The sequence below is a fragment of the Myxococcus llanfairpwllgwyngyllgogerychwyrndrobwllllantysiliogogogochensis genome (assembly GCF_006636215.1).
GTDB lineage: Bacteria > Myxococcota > Myxococcia > Myxococcales > Myxococcaceae > Myxococcus > Myxococcus llanfairpwllgwyngyllgogerychwyrndrobwllllantysiliogogogochensis.
Genome location: NZ_VIFM01000042.1, coordinates 42,764 through 59,225, shown reverse-complemented (window position 1 = coordinate 59,225; position 16,462 = coordinate 42,764). Strand labels below are relative to the sequence as shown.

Genomic DNA, 16,462 nt, shown 5'->3' with positions numbered 1-16,462 from the left:
ACCGCCAGGATTCGGCGCCGCTCCACCTCGGACAGTCGGTTGGCCGGACGGGTATGCGGACCACACCGCCGGTCCTCCGCCGTGGCTGGCTTCCTCCATCGTTGAATCGTGCGCGGGGCCACCCCGAGCCGCTCGCAGATGGCCTCCAGGCGCACGCCTTTCTCCAGGGACTCGTCGACGTGGGCGAGCGTCATTTCTCGCTCTTCTCGTCTCCGGAGTCGTCCTCGTCGGCCAGGTGCCTCTCGTCCCACCCCATCGCCTGAAGTTTTTTTTCTACGCCGGCAAATATGGCCTGAGCCCCTCTTCGATGCCTCGGAGGTAGCCATCCGGGTTGGCCCGGAAGCGCCGGCCCAGGATGCGAGGGACGCGCCGCTGCTCAAGCTGAAAGCGCAGTCTCTGCCAGTCATTGATGTTCCTAGGTTCCAGGTAGGGGCCGTCAAGCGCAGGCAGAAGGAATGCCGAGGCAATGGCTGGCAGCCGCACGGCTCCGCGCACGACGAGTCCCGCGCTTGCGCGCACCCGGCCCGAGGCGCGCCGCTCGTGGTAGCGGCAGGTACCGAAGAGGTGCTCCAAGTCATTGTCGGTGCGGGGCAGGTCCGGCACGTCGTAGCAGTGGAAGAGACCTTTCCAGTAACGGCGCGTCTCGAGGAGAAAGTGAGCGAGGGCCTGCCGCAGGACTCCCCGGTGACGTCGGCGCGTCCAGCGGACCAGGGCAGCCAGCAAGGCGGAAAGTCGACGTCGTACGCCTGCAGCGTCCAATCCAGGCTCGTTGCGGAGGATGACCGCGGTGCGCTCTATCCATTGGTAGGCCCGCGCCAGTCCAGGCCACATGCGTGCCGTAGCCTTCAATGCCTTGCGTAGCACCGTATGCAGGCGGCTCAACTCCTGTGGGCAGGCCCCCCTTTTGACACCCGCTCCATGCTCTTCTCGATGGCGCCCAGTCGTCGGCGCAGCAGCAGGCCAGAGGGTTGGAGAGGCGGGCGGTGGTCGTCGGTGAGCGCGCTCCTGACGGCCGCCGCGTAGGCCCGCGTGGCGTGAGCACCAGCGTCCTGACGGCCTTCCACCGCTCGCTCGACCTTCCTCACCTCACGTACCCGCTTCTTCAACTCCTTCTTCGCATGCCGGTCGGCCTCATAAAGGGGCCGCGCTGCCTCCCGGATATAGTGGAAATGGCAGAGCTGGTGCGGCACCTGGGGCAGTGCGTGGGCCAGAGCGTTACGGATGCTCCTCTGTCCATCGGACACCACGCCGACAATGGGCACTGGCCCCAACGCGAGCCTCACTTCCTCGAGAAGGGGTGCGAGTTCCTGCTCACTCCCGGACAGCAGGGAACGGGCGAGCAAGACCTGGCCCGACAGGCATTCGCGCACCACCCAGAGCACCTCGTGCCCCACGTCCGGAGCGAGCCCATCAATGGCGAGCACCGCCCGCCCCTGACGCTGGAGAGTCTCTTGTAACCGCCCGGAGTCGAGCAGCTTGAGGCTGACGAGCTCGTCGTACCGGTCCAGCAGGTTGGTGCAGGTGCGCTCGGATATGGCGACGCCCCTCTGGCGCAGCAAGGCGTGGATTTCCGGCACACTGCGGTGCTCCCGGTAGCGCTGCGCCCCGATGAAGGCCAATACGTCCAAGCCAAACTCGTGCTCGGGCAGCACCCAGCGCCCCTCTTCCTCGGCCCTCAACGACATGCCCTCCAGAAGGCATCCCTTCCGGTGGCATACCCGCACCTGCACGGACAGCCCCACGCACCCGGCGAGCGTCGTCACACAGCGCCGCGAGCGCCAGTCCGCCCGTGTCCTCGCGCCACACGCCTCGCAAGGCCGGCGCTCGCTGTCGATTCTCACCTCGCGGGTGGCGAGGGGGCGGGCTGTCGTTCGTGCCATGGCGTTCCTCCCATTCTCAGAGGGGCAACACCCCGGGCTCAGGCCATATTTGCCAGCGTAGTTTTTTTCGAGCACCAGCAGCGCCGCCGTCTCTGCTAGCGCCTTCTCCTTGCGGTGCAGCTCCCGCTCGAGCTCCTTCACCCGCTTCTCGGCGGCGGCCAGCCGCTTGCGCTCCTTGGCCGGCAGCGGCTCGCTCGCCGTGCCGGAGAGCGCCCCCGCGGCCGCCTGCTGCCACTCCCTCAGCTGCGCTTCATGCAGTCCCTCTCCACGCAGCAACGCCCCCAACTCCTCGCCTTTGAGCTCCTGGGCCGCCGCCAGCACGCGCAGCTTCTCCTCGGGCGTCCACTTCTTGGGCCCAGCGGGCGGGGCGGGCTTCTTCTCGTCGGACGGGGGCGTCATGCCCACTACCCTATTCGCCGCGCGCAACCACTGCGACAACGTCGGTTGGGACACTCCTATCTGCCGGGCCAGTGTCGAGGCAGTCACCGCGCTCGGGCCCATCATCCGCTTCACCATCTGCGCCTTGAATGCGTCTGTGTACGGCACTTCAACCGCCTGCGCTCGCCCCCAGGGCGTCGTCAGCTCGGCACGTCAGCCGAGGCGACATCTTCCCTGACACAGGGGGTCACGACAGGTGCCGCACGCTGGCCCGCAGAGCGCAGTGGCGCAATGCGAGCCGTGCCTATCGGGCGAGCCTCAACCCTTCTGAGGCGCGCCGTGATGCGGCGGCCCGCAAAGCAGCACAACGCGCACGGCAGCGAGCGCGGAAAATCACACATCCAGGTTCAAGCCAAACGGAGGCGGGCGTAACAAAAGCCGCACGTGTGCCCCGCGAGCCGGATGCGCCGGCCGCCAGGCGCCGTCTGGAGGTGGCTCTCTATGTCTTCACCGCCGCTGTGGCTGACGCTCGAGGCGCATACCCCATACATCCAAATCCTTCTCCCCGTGCCCAAGCGGGGCACCGTCCTCAAGGCCCGCCTGCCACCCGTACCAGCGATGACTCCAGCCGTGTCCCTGCTGGTGGAGTCTCTCAGTGCCTGGTACGGCATGCCCCTCTACGCTGTCGTCGATGCGGACGCGCAGGAGGCCCGCCTCCAGCCTGGGTTGTGGGCGAAGCTGTTGGGAGACCTGGCCTTCAACCCCAACATCGCCGTCGAGTGGACGTCTCTGCAGTGCCCACCCCCGCCCCGTGACAGGTTTCTCGAGTGGGAAGGCTTTGCGTCGGCCCGGCGGTTGCTCACCCGCGCGGCGACGGGGCCGCAGCGATGATTTCGCCTGAGATTGGCGCTGAAATGAGACGCCTTGTAACCGACCGACGGCGGGCGTCCTGAGTTGAGCGCGCCTTGCGGGTTCTTGGGGCATGCGACGACCCAATCCGGATGAGTGGCCGAAGTTGGTGGAGGAATTCGAGACGAGTGGGCTACAGCAGAAGGAATTCGTGGCCAAGCACGACCTGCCCTTGGGCACGCTGCAGTACTGGCTCTACAAGAAGCGCAAGAAGCGGGGCCTCCGGGCGTCAGAATTGGCTGCCGAATCGGTCGCCGCCTTTCTCCCTCTGGAGGTTGTAGCGTCGCCCGCGCCGCAGGCGCTGAAGAGCTTCTTTGAAGTCGCCACCGTGGGCGGCCTCGTGCTGCGCTTCCCGGTGGGCGCGGACACGGCCTACGTCGCGCGGCTCCTCGCAACCCTCGCGAGTGCGGGCACGGCGGCGAGCACCTGATGTTGCTACGGCTTCCTCGGACGGTGCGCATCCTGCTGGCGCGAGAGCCCGTCGACATGCGCAAGAGCATCGATGGCTTGGCGGCCGTCGTGCGCATGGCGTGGCAGGAGGACCTCTATGCGGGCCACCTCTTCGTCTTCGTGTCGCGCCGAGGAGACAGGGTGAAAGTCCTCAGCTGGGACGCGGGCGGCTTCGTGCTGACGTACAAGCGACTGGAGAAGGGCCGCTTCAAGGTGCCAACCATCGGCGAGGAGTTGCTCGGCGCCCAGCTCGATGCCACCCAGCTGTCGATGCTGCTGGACGGCCTGGACGTCACGCACGTCCGCAGGCCAGCCAGGTGGGCGCCTCCAGAGAGCGTCGAGAAGGTCTCCACCGGGCAGCTTGTTTCCCCGGAGCGATGGCAGAAGAGCCCCAGGAGGCGCACCGGTGCGACTGGCGAGAGAGAGCCGAGCGGCTCGAGGCTCAGAACGCCCACCTCCGGGAGCGTGTCGCCCGACTCGAAGCCCAGCTTGCTCAGCTCCAGCGTGCCCTTTTCGGCAAGCGGAGCGAGAAGATGGCGAGCATCCAGGACGAGCTCCGGCTCGCGTCAGGTGACTGCGCCGGGGCGCGGGCCGCGACGCTGAAGCTGCGCGAGCAGCGGCGCCAGGCGCGCGCCTCCCTTCCCGAGCGCATCGTCCACCATCGAGTCCCTGCCGCCGAGCGTCGCTGCCCGGCGTGTGGCGGCACGGACTTCAGGCGCCTGGGCCCCGGCAAGCGGACGGGCGTCCTCGAGTACGTCCCGGCGCGCCTCGAGCGACAGGTGCACGTGCAGGAGACGCTCGTATGCCGGTGTGGGCAGGGCATTGTCACGGCCATGGCGCCCAAGGCCCTCGAGCAGGGCCACTACGGCCCCGGGCTGCTGGCCCACCTGGTGACTGCGAAGGTGTGCGACGCGATTCCCCTCTACCGCCAGGCGAAGGCGCTCGCACGCGCGGGTGCCCCTATTGCGCGCACGACGCTGTGTGACCTCTTTCATGCCGTTGCAGCTGCCACCGCGCCGCTGTCGGCGCGACTGCTCGCCCTGGTGCGCCAGGCCCCCTTGGTGCGCGCGGACGAGACGCCGCAGCGCGTGCTCGATGAGGGCAAGACGCGCCGGGCTTACGTCTGGACCTTCCGGACCGAGCGCCTCATCGCCTACGTGCACAGTCCCAGTCGCAGCGGTGCGACGCCCCAGGCCGTCCTGGGCGGCACGCGCGGCTACCTGCTCGTCGACGGCTACACGGGTTACAACCGCGTCACCCTGCCCGAGGGCCGCACGCGCGTGGTGTGCTGGGCGCACGTGCGCCGCAAATTCTTCGACGCGCAAGCCACCGCGCCCGAGGCCAGGCACGCGCTCGACTTCATCCTGGCCCTCTACCGCGTCGAGCACGAGGCCATGTAGCGCGGCGTGCTGGGAGGGCCCGAGCACCTGGCGCTGCGTCGTGAGCGCAGTGCGCTGGTACTCGAAGCCTTCGCCGCGTGGCTCGCGGAGCAACTGCCGCGGCACCCGCCGCGGGGGCCAATGGGGCTCGCACTGCGCTACACCCAAGGCCAGTGGGCGGCCCTCTCACGCTTCCTCGAGGACGCCTCGCTGCCGCTCGACAACAACGCCTCCGCGCGGGCCCTGCGGGCGATGGCCTTGGGCCGCAAGAACTACCTCTTCGTCGGCAGCGACGAGGCTGGCCAGCACCTCGCGGGGCTCGCGTCTCTCGTCGCCACGTGCGAGGCCAACGGCGTCAACCCCGAGGCGTACCTGGCTGATGTGCTGCCGCGGTTCGGCTCGCATCCAGCCTCCCGCCTGGACGAACTGCTTCCGCACCGCTGGTCACCGGCGCCAGCCGACTCATCCTGAATGGCCGCCTGCGTCTGGTGCTCGCAGACATCGCTCAAGTCGGCGCGGCGACCAGGGCCATGGGCCACCGCGAGGGGCGGTGGTGTGCCCCCAGAACGCCCGCCGTCGGTCGGTTAGTGCCGTTCTCAGCACTGCTGGGCAAAATCCCTTGGAGTTCAGGGGCTTAAACACGAAGACCCCACGATGTCATCGCGAGGCCCGTGTTAAACAAAAAAGGCCCTACCGGTTGGTAGGGCCTTTCAAGTAGCTCCCCGAACGAAGCCCTGCGCGAACTCGTTCTCTGCGCCCTCTCCAGAGACTGCGACGGAAAACACGAGAAAAATCCTGGGGTTAGGCGAAGTCGGGAAAATTCGGGGTCCGATTGAGTGTCCGCAAACTTCCCTGCGGCCGTTTGCCCGAATATCGCGGGTTGGGGATGGCGTCCAGAATCCTTCAGAAGGGGAGAGTGTGGGGACGTGTCGTACGGGGTAGGGAGGCATGTGGGACCCCATGCCACCCCCCCATGGGCCGCACCACGGGCTTCGGCGCGTCTGCCCCTTCCCGTGAGGACCCTGGCTCGCAGTTCGGCCGCAGAGAAGAGGGCTCAGAGCGCCGATTCGCCCCTCTCCCCGGTTCTCACCCTGAGCGCGTCCTCAACAGGGGAGACGAACACCTTTCCATCTCCGATGTTGCCCGTATGCGCATGCCGCTGGATGGTGGCGAGCGCGGTATCAACGAGCAAGTCCGGGATGACGAAGAGCAGCATGACCTTGGGCAGATAATTGAGTGACCCGTGTGCGCGGGCCTCCATGCCGTTGTGCCCGCGCTGGTGGCCGAAGCCGCGTACGTCCAGTGCGGTGATGCCACCCACGCCGGGGATGGCTTCAAGCGCGTCGGTGACTTCACTGACCTTGAAGGGCTGGATGATGGCTTTGATTTCCTTCACGCTGCACCTCCTTCGACGGCGGGGGAGTGTCCTGTGGGCCCGGGGGATGGCTCTGGAGGGACGGGGACGACCTTGGGGCGGCCGCGGTCGAACCAGGTGTAGACGGTGGGCAGTACCAACAGCGTGAGCAGCGTGGAGCTGAAGAGCCCGCCGATGACGACGGTGGCCAGCGGCTTCTGCACCTCGGCACCCGCTCCGGTGGAGAACGCCATGGGAAGGAAGCCCAGGGAGGCCACCAGCGCCGTGGTGAGGACCGGCCGCAGGCGTACGTGGGCTGCGTCATGGGCTGCTTGGGCAGGAGACAGGCCGTCCTGACGCAGCTTGAGGATGTAGGCCACCAGGACCAAGCCGTTGAGCACCGCGACTCCGAAGAGGGCGATGAAGCCCACCGCCGCGGAGATGGACAGCGGCATCCCCCGCGCCAGGAGCGCCAGCAGCCCACCTGTCACCGCGAAGGGGATGTTGAGGTAGATGAGAAGGGCCGGCCGCACCGCGTTGAACGTGGTGTAGAGCAACACGAAGATGAGGAAGAGGGTGAGGGGCACTACGATTGCGAGCCGGCTCGACGCGGACTGGAGGTTCTCGAACTGCCCGCCCCAGCTCACCCAGTAGCCCGTCGGCAGCTTGACCTCGCGGGCGATGACAGCCTGTGCCTCCGTGACGAAGCTCTGGAGGTCTCGCCCGCGCACGTTGGTCTCGATGGTGAGTCGTCGCTGGATGTTCTCCCGGCTCACCTGGGCGGGGCCTTCCTCTACGACGATGCGCGCGAGCTGTGAGAGCGGGATGAGTTGCCCGGAAGGGCTGGCCACCCGGATTCCCTCGAGCTGCTCCACGCTCTGCCGAGCGCCCGGTGCGAAGCGCACCTGGAGCGCGAATCGCCGCTGGCCCTCCAGCACCGTTCCCACCTCCTTGCCACCCACGGCCTCGATGGTGTCCAGCACCTGCCGGGCGTTGATGCCATAGCGGGCGATGGCCTGCCGGTCTATCTGGATGCGCGCGACGGGCAGGCCCGCCACCTGCTCGGCCTTGACGTCCGCTGCGCCCGGGACTTTGGCCAGCGCGGCGGCGAGTTTGTCTCCCGTCTGTTTCAGCACGTCCAGGTCCTCGCCATAGAGCTTGAGCGCCACATCCGAGCGCACGCCGGAGATGAGCTCGCTGACCCGAAGCTCGATGGGTTGCGAGTAGCTGAAGAGGGTGCCGGGCACCTCCTTCGTCAGCGCTTCGTTGAAGCGGACGATGAGCCCCTCCCGGTCCTCCGCCGTTGTCCACTCCTCATGCGGTTTGAGCATGACGAAGATGTCGCTGATTTCCACGCCCATGGGGTCTGTTGCGATCTCCGCGCGCCCCGTACGGGAGACTACGGTGGTGACCTCGGGAAAGCGCTTGAGCACCCGTTCGATGAGGCCCGTCTGTCGCACCGACTCCTCCAGCGAGACCGAGGGCACACGCCAGGCCTGCAACGCGAGGGCTCCCTCATCCAGCCGGGGAATGAACTCCGCACCCAGGAAGGGCACCGTGGCCAGGCTCACCGCGAGCAGCCCACCGGCGATGCCCACCACCACTCCGCGTCGCCGGAGGCACCAGGACAGGGCGGGCTCGTAGACACGGCGCGCCCCGCGGACGATGAAGCTCTCCTGCTCCTTCGCCTTTCGGGGAAGCAGGACGGAGGCGAGGGCCGGGATGAAGGTGAGTGACAGGACGAAGGCTCCCGCCAAGGCACAGATGACCGTGATGGCCATGGGCTTGAACATCTTCCCCTCGATGCCGCTCAGGGCGAGGATGGGCAGATAGACCACGCCGATGATGACTTCACCGAACGCGGCCGCCTGTCTCACCTCCACCGCGCTGCGATAGACGACTTCGTCGCGCTCCTCACGCGTGAGGGCCCGGCCCAGCGTGTGGCTCTGCTCCGAAATGTGCCGCACCGCGTTCTCCACGATGATGAGCGCGCCGTCGACGATGAGGCCGAAGTCGATGGCTCCCAGGGACATCAGGTTTCCGGAGACGCCCAGCGCCCGCATCCCGATGAAGGCGCAGAGCATGGACAGGGGAATGGCCGCGGCGGCCAGGAGTCCCGCGCGCAGGTTTCTCAGCATGACGAAGAGCACGACGATGACGAGCAGACCGCCCTCGACGAGGTTCTTCGCCACCGTTTGGATGGTTTTCCGGACGAGGTCCGTGCGGTCGTAGAAGGTGTCGATGGTGACGCCAGGAGGCAGGGTGGGGCGGATCTTCTCCACCTCGGCCTTCACGTCGTTGACCACCTCGCGCGAGTTCTGCCCGATGAGCATCATCACGATGCCCGTGACGGCCTCGCCCCGGCCGTCACGCGTCACAGCGCCCTGGCGGACCTGTGGAGCGAACGCCACGTTGGCAACGTCTCGGACATAGACCGGGACTCCTTGTGGAGACGTGGAGAGGACGATGCTGCGGATATCATCCAGTGTCTCCACAAGGCCCTCGCCACGGATGAGCACCTGCTCCGGACCGCGTGCGATGTACGCGCCTCCGGCGTTGGCGTTGTTCTCCTCCAGGGATTGGAACACCTGGCCCAGAGACAGGCCGTAGGCCGTGAGCCTGGAGGGGTCCACCTGCACCTCATAAGTCTTGAGCTCTCCGCCGAAGGCGTTGACCTCGACGACGCCGGGCACGGCACGTAGCCGCGGGGAAACCTGCCACTCCAGGATGCTGCGCAGCTCCATGGGGCCCTGGCCCTCGCCCCGTACCTCGAACTGGTAGATTTCTCCCAGGCCCGAGGAGATGGGGCCCATCTCCGGAGAGCCGTAGCCTTCGGGGATGCTTTCGCGCGCCGCTGTCAGCCGCTCCTGGATGAGCTGCCGCGCGAAGTAGATGTTCACTTCGTCCTTGAAGACGACGGTGACGACGGACAGCCCGAACTTGGAGACGGAGCGAATTTCCTCGGTGTCCGGCAAGCCGCTCATCGCGGTCTCGACGGGCACGGTGATGAACCTCTCCACCTCTACGGGCCCAAGGCCCGGTGAGGATGTGAGGATTTGGACCTGCACGTTGGTGACGTCCGGTACCGCGTCTATGGGCAGTGAGCGCAGCGCGTTGAGGCCGAAGCCGATGAGCACCGCCGTCAGGATGAAGATGAGGATGCGGTTCTTGATGGAAAAATGGATGAGCCTGTCGAACATGGCGCCCGCCTAGTGGGAGTGGCCCTCGCCCATGCTCTCCTTCGAGAGCTCGGACTTGAGGATGAAGGCTCCTTGCGTGACGAAGGAGGTACCGGGCTGAAGACCTGAGAGGATTTCCACGTCCTGGGCGGAGCTGGCGCCAGTCTGGACCTCGACGGGGCGGAAGCGGTTCTCGCCGGCTGGAACGAAGACCACCTGCTCTTCGCCGACCTTTTGCACGGCCTCTCGTGGGACAACGATGCGTGTGGGCGAGGCGGAGCCCGAGTCTCGTGTCGCTCCCGAGGTGGTGGCGATTTCCGCCTGGGCGAACATGCCCGGCTTGAGCGCACCTTCGGTGTTGGACACCACGACTCGTACCGGAATGGTGCGAGTCTTCTCATCGACGACGTCTCCGATGTAGTCCACGCGGCCCGTGAAGCGCTGGCCCGCGCGTGCTTGGACGGTGATTTCCACCGGCTGACCGGCATGGACCTGCGGGAGCTGAGACTCCGTCAGGTCCAACTGCACCCAGAGTTCCGTGAGGTCCGCCACCGTGAAGAGGGACGTGGCCGCCTCCACCGCCTGGCCCACCGTGCCCGAAATCTCCACCACCGTGCCTGTCAGGGGGCTGATGGCTGGAAAGCGCGAGCTGTAGTGCTCGTTGCCACGCAGCGTGGAGATTTCCCCGTCGGAGAGGCCGAGCGCATGAAGCCGGCCGTCGGCGGCGTTGCGCTCCGCCTCGGCGGTGACGAAGGTGCTCTCCGCCTCACGCATGTCCCGCTCGCTGGTGATTCCCTTGGCGAGCAGCTCCTTCTCCCGGCGGAAGTTCTGCTCCGCCACGCGCGCCTTGGTCGCGGCGGAGAGGTAGTCCGCTCGTGCCTGGCCAAGCTCAGGGCTCTCGAGATGGCCCAGCACTTCCCCCTTTTTCACCTTCTGGCCGAGAGCTACCTGGATGGTGGCGAGTCGTCCCGGAACGCGGGAGGCCACTCTGGCTACGCCTTGCTGGGTGAAGGTGATACGCGCTGGCACGATGAGGCCGGTTACGAGGGGCTTTGCCTCCGCCTGGGCCAACTGGAGCTGCGCCGAGCGCAGCGCCTCTGGCGTGAGGGTGATGACCTCGTCATGTTTTTCTTCCCCCTCACCATGGGGTTCGCCTTCTTCCTTCTCGTGGTCGTGGCCCTCTTCTTCGGCGTGGGGCTTGCCCTTCGTCTCCTTGCCGGACGGGGCCGTCGTCGCTTCACCGGAGGGGGGGGCGACCTTCTTGTCGGAGCAACTGGTCAGAAGAAGGGCCGTCGCGAGGACGATGGACAGATTCGTGTGAACGTTCATTGGATGTTCCCCACCACTTTCTTGAGTTGGGCCTCCGCGGCGTTGAGTTCCTCAAGGGCCTCGATGTAGCTGCGGCTCGTATCGAGGGCCTCGCGCCGGATGATGAGCAGCTCCAGGAAGTCCACCTTCCCGGCTCGATAGGCCTCATTGACCAGCTTCAAGTTCTCTTGCACGGCCGCCATCACATCGCCGCCGAACACCTCTGCGGCTGACAGGGCAGTGCGGTAGCGCTCCAGGGCGAGCACCACCTCGGAACGCACGAAGCGTTCGGTGGCGGCGAGCGCCCGCTCCGCCTGGACCGCCCGTGCCGTGCTAATCCCTCGCGCCGCTTGGTTGCGGTTGAAGAGGGGCAGGTCGATGCCGAGTGTGCCCTGGACGATTTGGGCGTCCTCCTCCTGGCTGTAGCTCACCCCCAATCGAGGGCGGGGTAGCGCCCCCCGGCTGGCGAGCCGGACCTCTGCCTGGGCTGCCTCCAACTCGGCCTTGGCTGCCTTCAGGTCCGCGCGTTGCGCCGCCGCTCGCTCCAGGAGGACGGAAAGGATTGGGGGCGCGGCCGCCTCCGCGCGCAGGTTCCCTTCGGGTGCGATGTCATCAGTTGGTTCGATGCCCAGCAGCAGTCGCAGCTCTCCGAGGGCCTGCGTCCGGCGCTGGACGGCGCGAACACGGGCACGCTGGGTCTGGCCCAGCGCCACCCGCGCGGTGTTCACTTCGATGCGAGAGGCGGCTCCAGCCTGCAGTCGCTGCTCAGCGGCATCCCGGCCCTGCTCTGCGAGTACGAGTGCATCATTGGCCAACTGCAGTTCCTGCTCGGCCGCTAGGGCCCTGCCGAAGGCTTGGCGCACTTCGGCCGCGAGCTCTACCTGAGAGACCGCGAGGCGGGACTCGCTCGCGGAAAGTGTCGCCGCTGCGGCGTCCCTGCGCGCTCCGCGCTGGCCGAAGAGTTCCAGTTGTTGGCTCACCCCGGCGCCCACGTCGACGTTGTTCCCACTCGCGCGGAAGCGTGGGCCGATGGCGACTTGTAGGTCTGGATTGGTCTGGAACAGGAGGGATGCTCCCGAAAGCTGAGCTCGAGCTGCGGCGGCATCGGCCTGGGTGGAAATGAGTCGGGGGCTGCGCTCGAGTGCGAGTGCCACGGCTTGCTCCATCGTGAGAGGGCGGGCCGCGAAGGCCGGCACCGCGACGAGCAGGAGCAGGAGCAGGAGCAGACTTGTGAGACGGATTGATGGAGACACGAAGCTCACCAAGATGAAAAGAGGTAGAGCCGCGCCCGGGCTGGAGGATGTGCGGAACCGACGGAGTCAGACCGTCAGGACGCGAGCACACCTGCAGCGTCAGCCGCAGCTGATGAGTGGATGAGAGATGGCCCAAGGCCGGCGCCGCGCACGGCGGTACCGGGCACGCCTGAGCAGGCACATGCGTCCGGTCCGTTCGCGCGTCATCGGCGCGAAGGCGTGGCCTAGCTCCTGGTCTCTCGAAGCGAGAGTCCCCGCAAGCGTGCGAAAATCGCCGCACGCGCATGGCCGCAGGACGTCACGGCCACAGCACGGCTGGAGGTGAAGGGGCGCACGAACCGGCCGTTAGGCCGATATGGGCGGACGCAGGAGGCGGGGACGCACTTCCTCGGCCGCCTCCTGGTTCTGCCCGACAATCTTCGGCGGTTTGACCGTAATGGCCCAACCCGGTGAGGGCAGGGATTCAGGAATGACGGACTGGCTGGGGCAGCACCCGCAATGGTGCTCGGTTGGGCCACAGCCGTGCTCCCGGCTGGACTCTCCCAGGTCCGACTCGTCCGCAATGGAGTGCGCGAGATGCCCGGACGCCGCGTAGTGAACGGCCATCTCGACGGCCTCCCCGAAGGAAGGCACGAGGCCGTTGACCAGCACGATGAACATCAGAAGGCGCAGCACGGTGTCTTCGTAGTGACTTTAGCGGAGGAAGGCAATACGGCTGGGGGTCACGGTTTGCTGGCGCACGGATTCACCTCGTTCAAGGGGCCTGCCTGTGGGGCTCTTGCCCTTCCTGCCGGGCAGCTTCTTGGAAGATGGCCTGGAGGTCATCTGGGATGGGCATGGGCGTGAAGATGCCCACGTTGGCGCCTCCGGTATTGCCCAGGGGAGCGCGCCCGAGCCAGGAGCCAGGGGCGGCCAGCAGCAATCGGGGCAACTGTCCGGCCAACTCGCTCAGGTTTCCTCTCCTCCATGCGAAGCAGAACATTGCTCCGTGGACCTGAAGATGAGGCCGCGCGTGGGCTTGGCTCAGAATGTGAGCGCGTTCCAGCGAATGCCACGCCAACTGGAAGTGGCCTCGGGCCTCGGCCTCGGAGGCTTGTCGCAGTTCCTTCTCGAAACGAATTCGCAGCTTCGGTTCCATCAAGGTGCCTCCTTCTAATGCGTCAGTGACACGAAGCGCAGGTGTCCTCGCCCCGCCACGCTTCCCGGCCTTCCTTCACAAGGAAGAACGTCATCCCAAGGGCGGCCACTGGGTCCGCCCACCACCAACCGAAAGCCGCGTTGAGGCCGATGCCACCCAAAGTGATGAGGGAGAGCCACCAGCACGCAGTGGTCTGGAAGGCATCGGCTTCCATGGCGCGGCTGCCCAGGGCCACGGCGGTCCGCTTTTTCGCGCGCGCGAGCCACAGCATCACCGCCAGTGAGACGGTCGCGAGAATGAGGCCGACGAGACTCGTCTTGGGCCGCTCGCTGTTCAGAAGCGATGTCGACGCCTCCCATGCCACGAATGCGGCCAGCGCGAAGAGTGACAGTCCGATGAGCCGATGCGCGCGGCGGTCCAGTTGCTCCAGTTCCCCGGGAGTGCGCCGAGCTCGCCGCTCCGCCGAGAGGCGCCACAGCATGACGGCGGCGGAAGCGCTCTCCACGAAGCTGTCCACTCCGAAGCCGAGTAGCGCCACGCTGCTGGCAGCGAGGGCTGCGGCCACGGCGATGGTGCCCTCGACGACGTTCCATCCCACGGTGACCAGCGTCAATGCCTTGGCCCGCTTGAGGAGCGGCAGTCTTCCGTCGGGCAAGGTAGCCGTCTCAGACATGCCTTTCCTCTCCATTGTGCGGCACGACGGGCTCCTCAGCGGGCGCGATGTTGCAGCAGTTGGAAAGCTGCCCTGCTTCCACCTGGAGCGTGACGTGCTCGATGCCGAACTCATCGTGGAGTTGCCGCTTCATGCGGTCGAGGAGCGGGTCGTCCAGTTGTATCCCTCGAACGACGAGATGCGCGGTGAGGGCCGCCTCGCTAGTGCTTATGGCCCAGACGTGCAGGTCATGCACGTCGATGACGCCAGGTACCCGGTTCAGCTGCTCCCGTACCAAGGTCATGTCGATGTTCTGCGGCACCGCATGCAAGGCGAGGTTGACGGAGTCTTTGAGTAGTCCCCACGTCCCCCAGAAAATGAGGACCGCGATGAGGAGCGTCACCACGGGGTCGAGCCATGCCCATCCGGTGAAATGGATGAGGGCGCCGGCCAGGACGACACCAAGCGACACTCCTGCGTCCGCAGCCATGTGGAGGAATGCACCCCGGATGTTGAGGTCGTCCTTGCGGCCCTTCCAGAAGAGCATGGCCGTGGCGGTGTTGATGATGATGCCCAGCCCAGCTACCACCATGATGGTGACGCTGGAGACAGGAGCGGGCTTTCCCACGCGCTGCACTGCCTCCCATCCGATACCGCCCACGGCGACGAGCAAGAGGAGGGCATTGAGGAGGGCTGCCAGGATGGACGAGCTGCGCAGACCATAGGTGTGGCGGGCTGTCGGCTTTCGCCTGGCCAGGATGCTCGCCCCCCAGGCGAGCATCAATCCGAGGACGTCGCTCAGGTTGTGGCCCGCATCCGCCACTAGCGCCAGGGAGTTGGAGATGACGCCGAAGGTGGCCTCGACTGCAACGAAGCCCAAATTGAGGGTTACACCGATGGCAAATGCCCGTCCGGGTGAGGCGGGTGCGTGACTGTGGGAACCTGACATGGGCGTGGGTGCCTCCAGAGCGAAAACAGTTCCGCTGCACACTCCTTTTCCGGCGTGTCAGCAGGGACTTCCTGAGCTTTGCCTGGGCTGACGAACGGTTCTGCCCAGGGTTACACCTCCACGTTTCTGGTGCGCGCGGAAGCTGACGAAGCGGCCCCGCCAGCCCCCGGTGGGAGTGCACGCCTTCCCCGACCTCCGAATTCTCATAACCGCCTGGACCTCAGCTCTGGCTTCTGCGCCGTCGAGTAGGCGAGGGGGACCGCGCTCGCAGTGCGCGGGACGCCAACCACCCTATGGGAGCGCCCACTGTGAATCCCAAGAAGAGGCAGGCCGCAGCGAACGTGATGTCGGCGCGGGGTTCGCCCCAGTTGTAGATGAACAGGCTCGTTCCGAGCGCGGTACCAGCCCAGAGCGCGTATCGGCGGAGCTGGAGGCGGGCGTGAAGCACTGAGGCTGTGAGCAGCACGAGGCCCGCAGCCCAGGATACAAGAAGGGGGGGGCACCGGTTGCGGTAGAACTCCACACGCAAAGGGCCCTCAAGGCCCCCCTCCAACTGCTCCACCCTCAGCGTGTGTACGCCTCGCGGGATGGAGCCTCGCTGATGGAAGCTCAATCGGTCGCGCCAGACATGGGTGCGCCCGTGCTTCGCCCGGATGGAAGTACGCGTCCGCTCCAGTGTCCCGCGTATCATCTCCTCCATTCCCGCTATCGAAAACAGGATTTCTGTGTCGCCTGTTCGGGCGAGCCTGCCCCTCACCACGACGAGGACTCTTCCATTCACAGAAGGAGGGAGGGGGATGCTCTGTCCCTTCTCCGTGACCTCGACGGCGGCAAGTGGCTGCCCAGGCAAAACTGTTTCGAGGGCGGGTAGGGCAGCCAGCACGAGCACGAGGACCATCACGAAGATGGACGCGGTGCGCGCCCAGCGCGCTTTCGTGCCTCGCCAGCCTTCGTGCAGCATGGCGCCGCAGAGGCCCAGTGCCGCAATGGCGATGAAGGCGGCCGCAGCGTCGCCATCCGCAAAGGGTTCCATCATAAGGGTGGGCATGTGCTGGACTGGCCCCGGATGCGATGCGGGGCGCTCTCCTCAGGCTGGCTCACATGGACAGTCCACGCAGCCTCGCCGGCAGCAGGAGGGGCCACACGACTGCTCCAGCCGCCTGCCCAGTGCCTGCCGGGCCCGGTGCAGGCGGACCTTGGCGTTGGTGGAGGTGATGCCAGCCGCTTCGGCAAGCGCTGCGAGGCTCTGACCTTCCAGGTCCACCCTGCGCAGGGCCTCCGCGTACTCCGGCTTCAAAGTGGTGGCGAGGGCAGAGATGCAGGTGCAGACGGTCCTCTCCAGCTCGTTTGCATCCTCAGTGGACAGCAGGCTGTCACCGACCCATTCGCGCAGGGCGTGCTCCTCGCGCTTTTGGCGCCGGTGGCGGTCAATGAGTGCATTGCGCAGCAGTCGATAGAACCAGGCCACCGCGCTCTCCTCATGGCGCAGGGCGGCCCCACTCTCTACTCCCTTAAGGAGCGCGGACTGGAGGACCTCTTCGGCCCCCTCGGCACTGCCGATGCGTGGCGTCAGAAAGGCGAGGAATCGCTGCCGGTTTTGGAGCAGGAGCGTGAGTGTCTCTGGGCTCATGGG

Annotated in this window: 13 protein-coding genes and 3 pseudogenes; 4 read left to right on the top strand and 12 right to left on the bottom strand. The window is 66.6% G+C overall.

The features are described from left to right. The 3 genes and pseudogenes from FJV41_RS52195 to FJV41_RS13380 form a co-directional block, all read right to left on the bottom strand. Nucleotides 1-194, bottom strand: a 194-nt coding sequence (locus tag FJV41_RS52195) for a helix-turn-helix domain-containing protein (protein ID WP_181790613.1), incomplete at its 3' end; no start/stop codon positions are given. A 79-nt stretch (nt 195-273) separates the two neighbouring features. Then, nucleotides 274-1,880, bottom strand: a protein-coding gene (locus tag FJV41_RS13385; protein ID WP_246137187.1) for an ISNCY family transposase whose coding sequence is annotated in 2 segments (ribosomal slippage) — nt 274-908 and nt 908-1,880 — 1,608 coding nt in all. Because the reading frame shifts where the segments join, the coding sequence is not laid out codon by codon here. A 129-nt stretch (nt 1,881-2,009) separates the two neighbouring features. Beyond that, nucleotides 2,010-2,426: pseudogene (locus FJV41_RS13380) on the bottom strand (transposase); the annotation flags it as partial. A 333-nt stretch (nt 2,427-2,759) separates the two neighbouring features. Here FJV41_RS13380 and FJV41_RS13375 point away from each other — a divergent pair. The 4 genes and pseudogenes from FJV41_RS13375 to tnpC all read left to right on the top strand — a co-directional run bounded on the left by FJV41_RS13375 (nt 2,760) and on the right by tnpC (nt 5,467). Beyond that, nucleotides 2,760-3,149 (top strand): hypothetical protein, encoded by a 390-nt coding sequence (locus tag FJV41_RS13375; RefSeq protein ID WP_141642848.1) that lies wholly within the window; start codon nt 2,760-2,762, stop codon nt 3,147-3,149. 91 nt (nt 3,150-3,240) lie between these two features. Then, nucleotides 3,241-3,597, top strand: a complete 357-nt coding sequence (gene tnpA, locus FJV41_RS13370; protein WP_141642847.1) for an IS66 family insertion sequence element accessory protein TnpA — start codon at nt 3,241-3,243, stop codon at nt 3,595-3,597. Next, nucleotides 3,597-3,911, top strand: a pseudogene (gene tnpB, locus FJV41_RS53620) (IS66 family insertion sequence element accessory protein TnpB); the annotation flags it as partial. The gene tnpA and the pseudogene tnpB, both read left to right, overlap by 1 nt. An 83-nt stretch (nt 3,912-3,994) precedes the next feature. Next, a pseudogene (gene tnpC, locus FJV41_RS13360) lies at nt 3,995-5,467 on the top strand (IS66 family transposase). A gap of 583 nt (nt 5,468-6,050) precedes the next feature. Here the strand turns inward: tnpC and FJV41_RS13355 are convergent. The 9 genes from FJV41_RS13355 to FJV41_RS13315 all read right to left on the bottom strand — a co-directional run bounded on the left by FJV41_RS13355 (nt 6,051) and on the right by FJV41_RS13315 (nt 16,459). After that, the gene (locus FJV41_RS13355) at nt 6,051-6,392 is read right to left on the bottom strand and encodes a P-II family nitrogen regulator (RefSeq protein WP_141642846.1); all 342 of its coding nucleotides are present in this window, start codon (nt 6,390-6,392) and stop codon (nt 6,051-6,053) included. Then, nucleotides 6,389-9,550, bottom strand: coding sequence for an efflux RND transporter permease subunit (locus tag FJV41_RS13350; protein WP_141642845.1), 3,162 nt, complete (start codon nt 9,548-9,550; stop codon nt 6,389-6,391). The genes FJV41_RS13355 and FJV41_RS13350 overlap by 4 nt, the downstream gene beginning before the upstream one ends. A 9-nt stretch (nt 9,551-9,559) precedes the next feature. Further along, nucleotides 9,560-10,858 (bottom strand): efflux RND transporter periplasmic adaptor subunit, encoded by a 1,299-nt coding sequence (locus FJV41_RS13345; RefSeq protein WP_141642844.1) that lies wholly within the window; start codon nt 10,856-10,858, stop codon nt 9,560-9,562. Continuing rightward, on the bottom strand, nt 10,855-11,991 hold the full coding sequence (locus tag FJV41_RS13340) for a TolC family protein (protein ID WP_246137184.1): 1,137 nt from the start codon (nt 11,989-11,991) through the stop codon (nt 10,855-10,857). Before FJV41_RS13340 ends, FJV41_RS13345 begins: the two co-directional genes overlap by 4 nt. A gap of 444 nt (nt 11,992-12,435) precedes the next feature. Further along, nucleotides 12,436-12,765, bottom strand: coding sequence for a hypothetical protein (locus FJV41_RS13335; protein WP_223738401.1), 330 nt, complete (start codon nt 12,763-12,765; stop codon nt 12,436-12,438). Nucleotides 12,766-12,844: 79 nt separating this feature from the next. After that, on the bottom strand, nt 12,845-13,228 hold the full coding sequence (locus FJV41_RS13330; protein ID WP_141642843.1) for a DUF3703 domain-containing protein: 384 nt from the start codon (nt 13,226-13,228) through the stop codon (nt 12,845-12,847). Between the two features lie 22 nt (nt 13,229-13,250). Further along, entirely contained in the window at nt 13,251-13,901 is a 651-nt protein-coding gene (locus FJV41_RS13325; protein ID WP_141642842.1) for a cation diffusion facilitator family transporter, read from the bottom strand. Further along, nucleotides 13,894-14,829, bottom strand: a complete 936-nt coding sequence (locus FJV41_RS13320) for a cation diffusion facilitator family transporter (RefSeq protein ID WP_141642841.1) — start codon at nt 14,827-14,829, stop codon at nt 13,894-13,896. The genes FJV41_RS13325 and FJV41_RS13320 overlap by 8 nt, the downstream gene beginning before the upstream one ends. A 1,087-nt stretch (nt 14,830-15,916) precedes the next feature. Further along, complete coding sequence (locus tag FJV41_RS13315; RefSeq protein WP_141642840.1) at nt 15,917-16,459, bottom strand: RNA polymerase sigma factor; 543 nt, start codon at nt 16,457-16,459, stop codon at nt 15,917-15,919. Between the last annotated feature and the right edge of the window lie 3 nt (nt 16,460-16,462).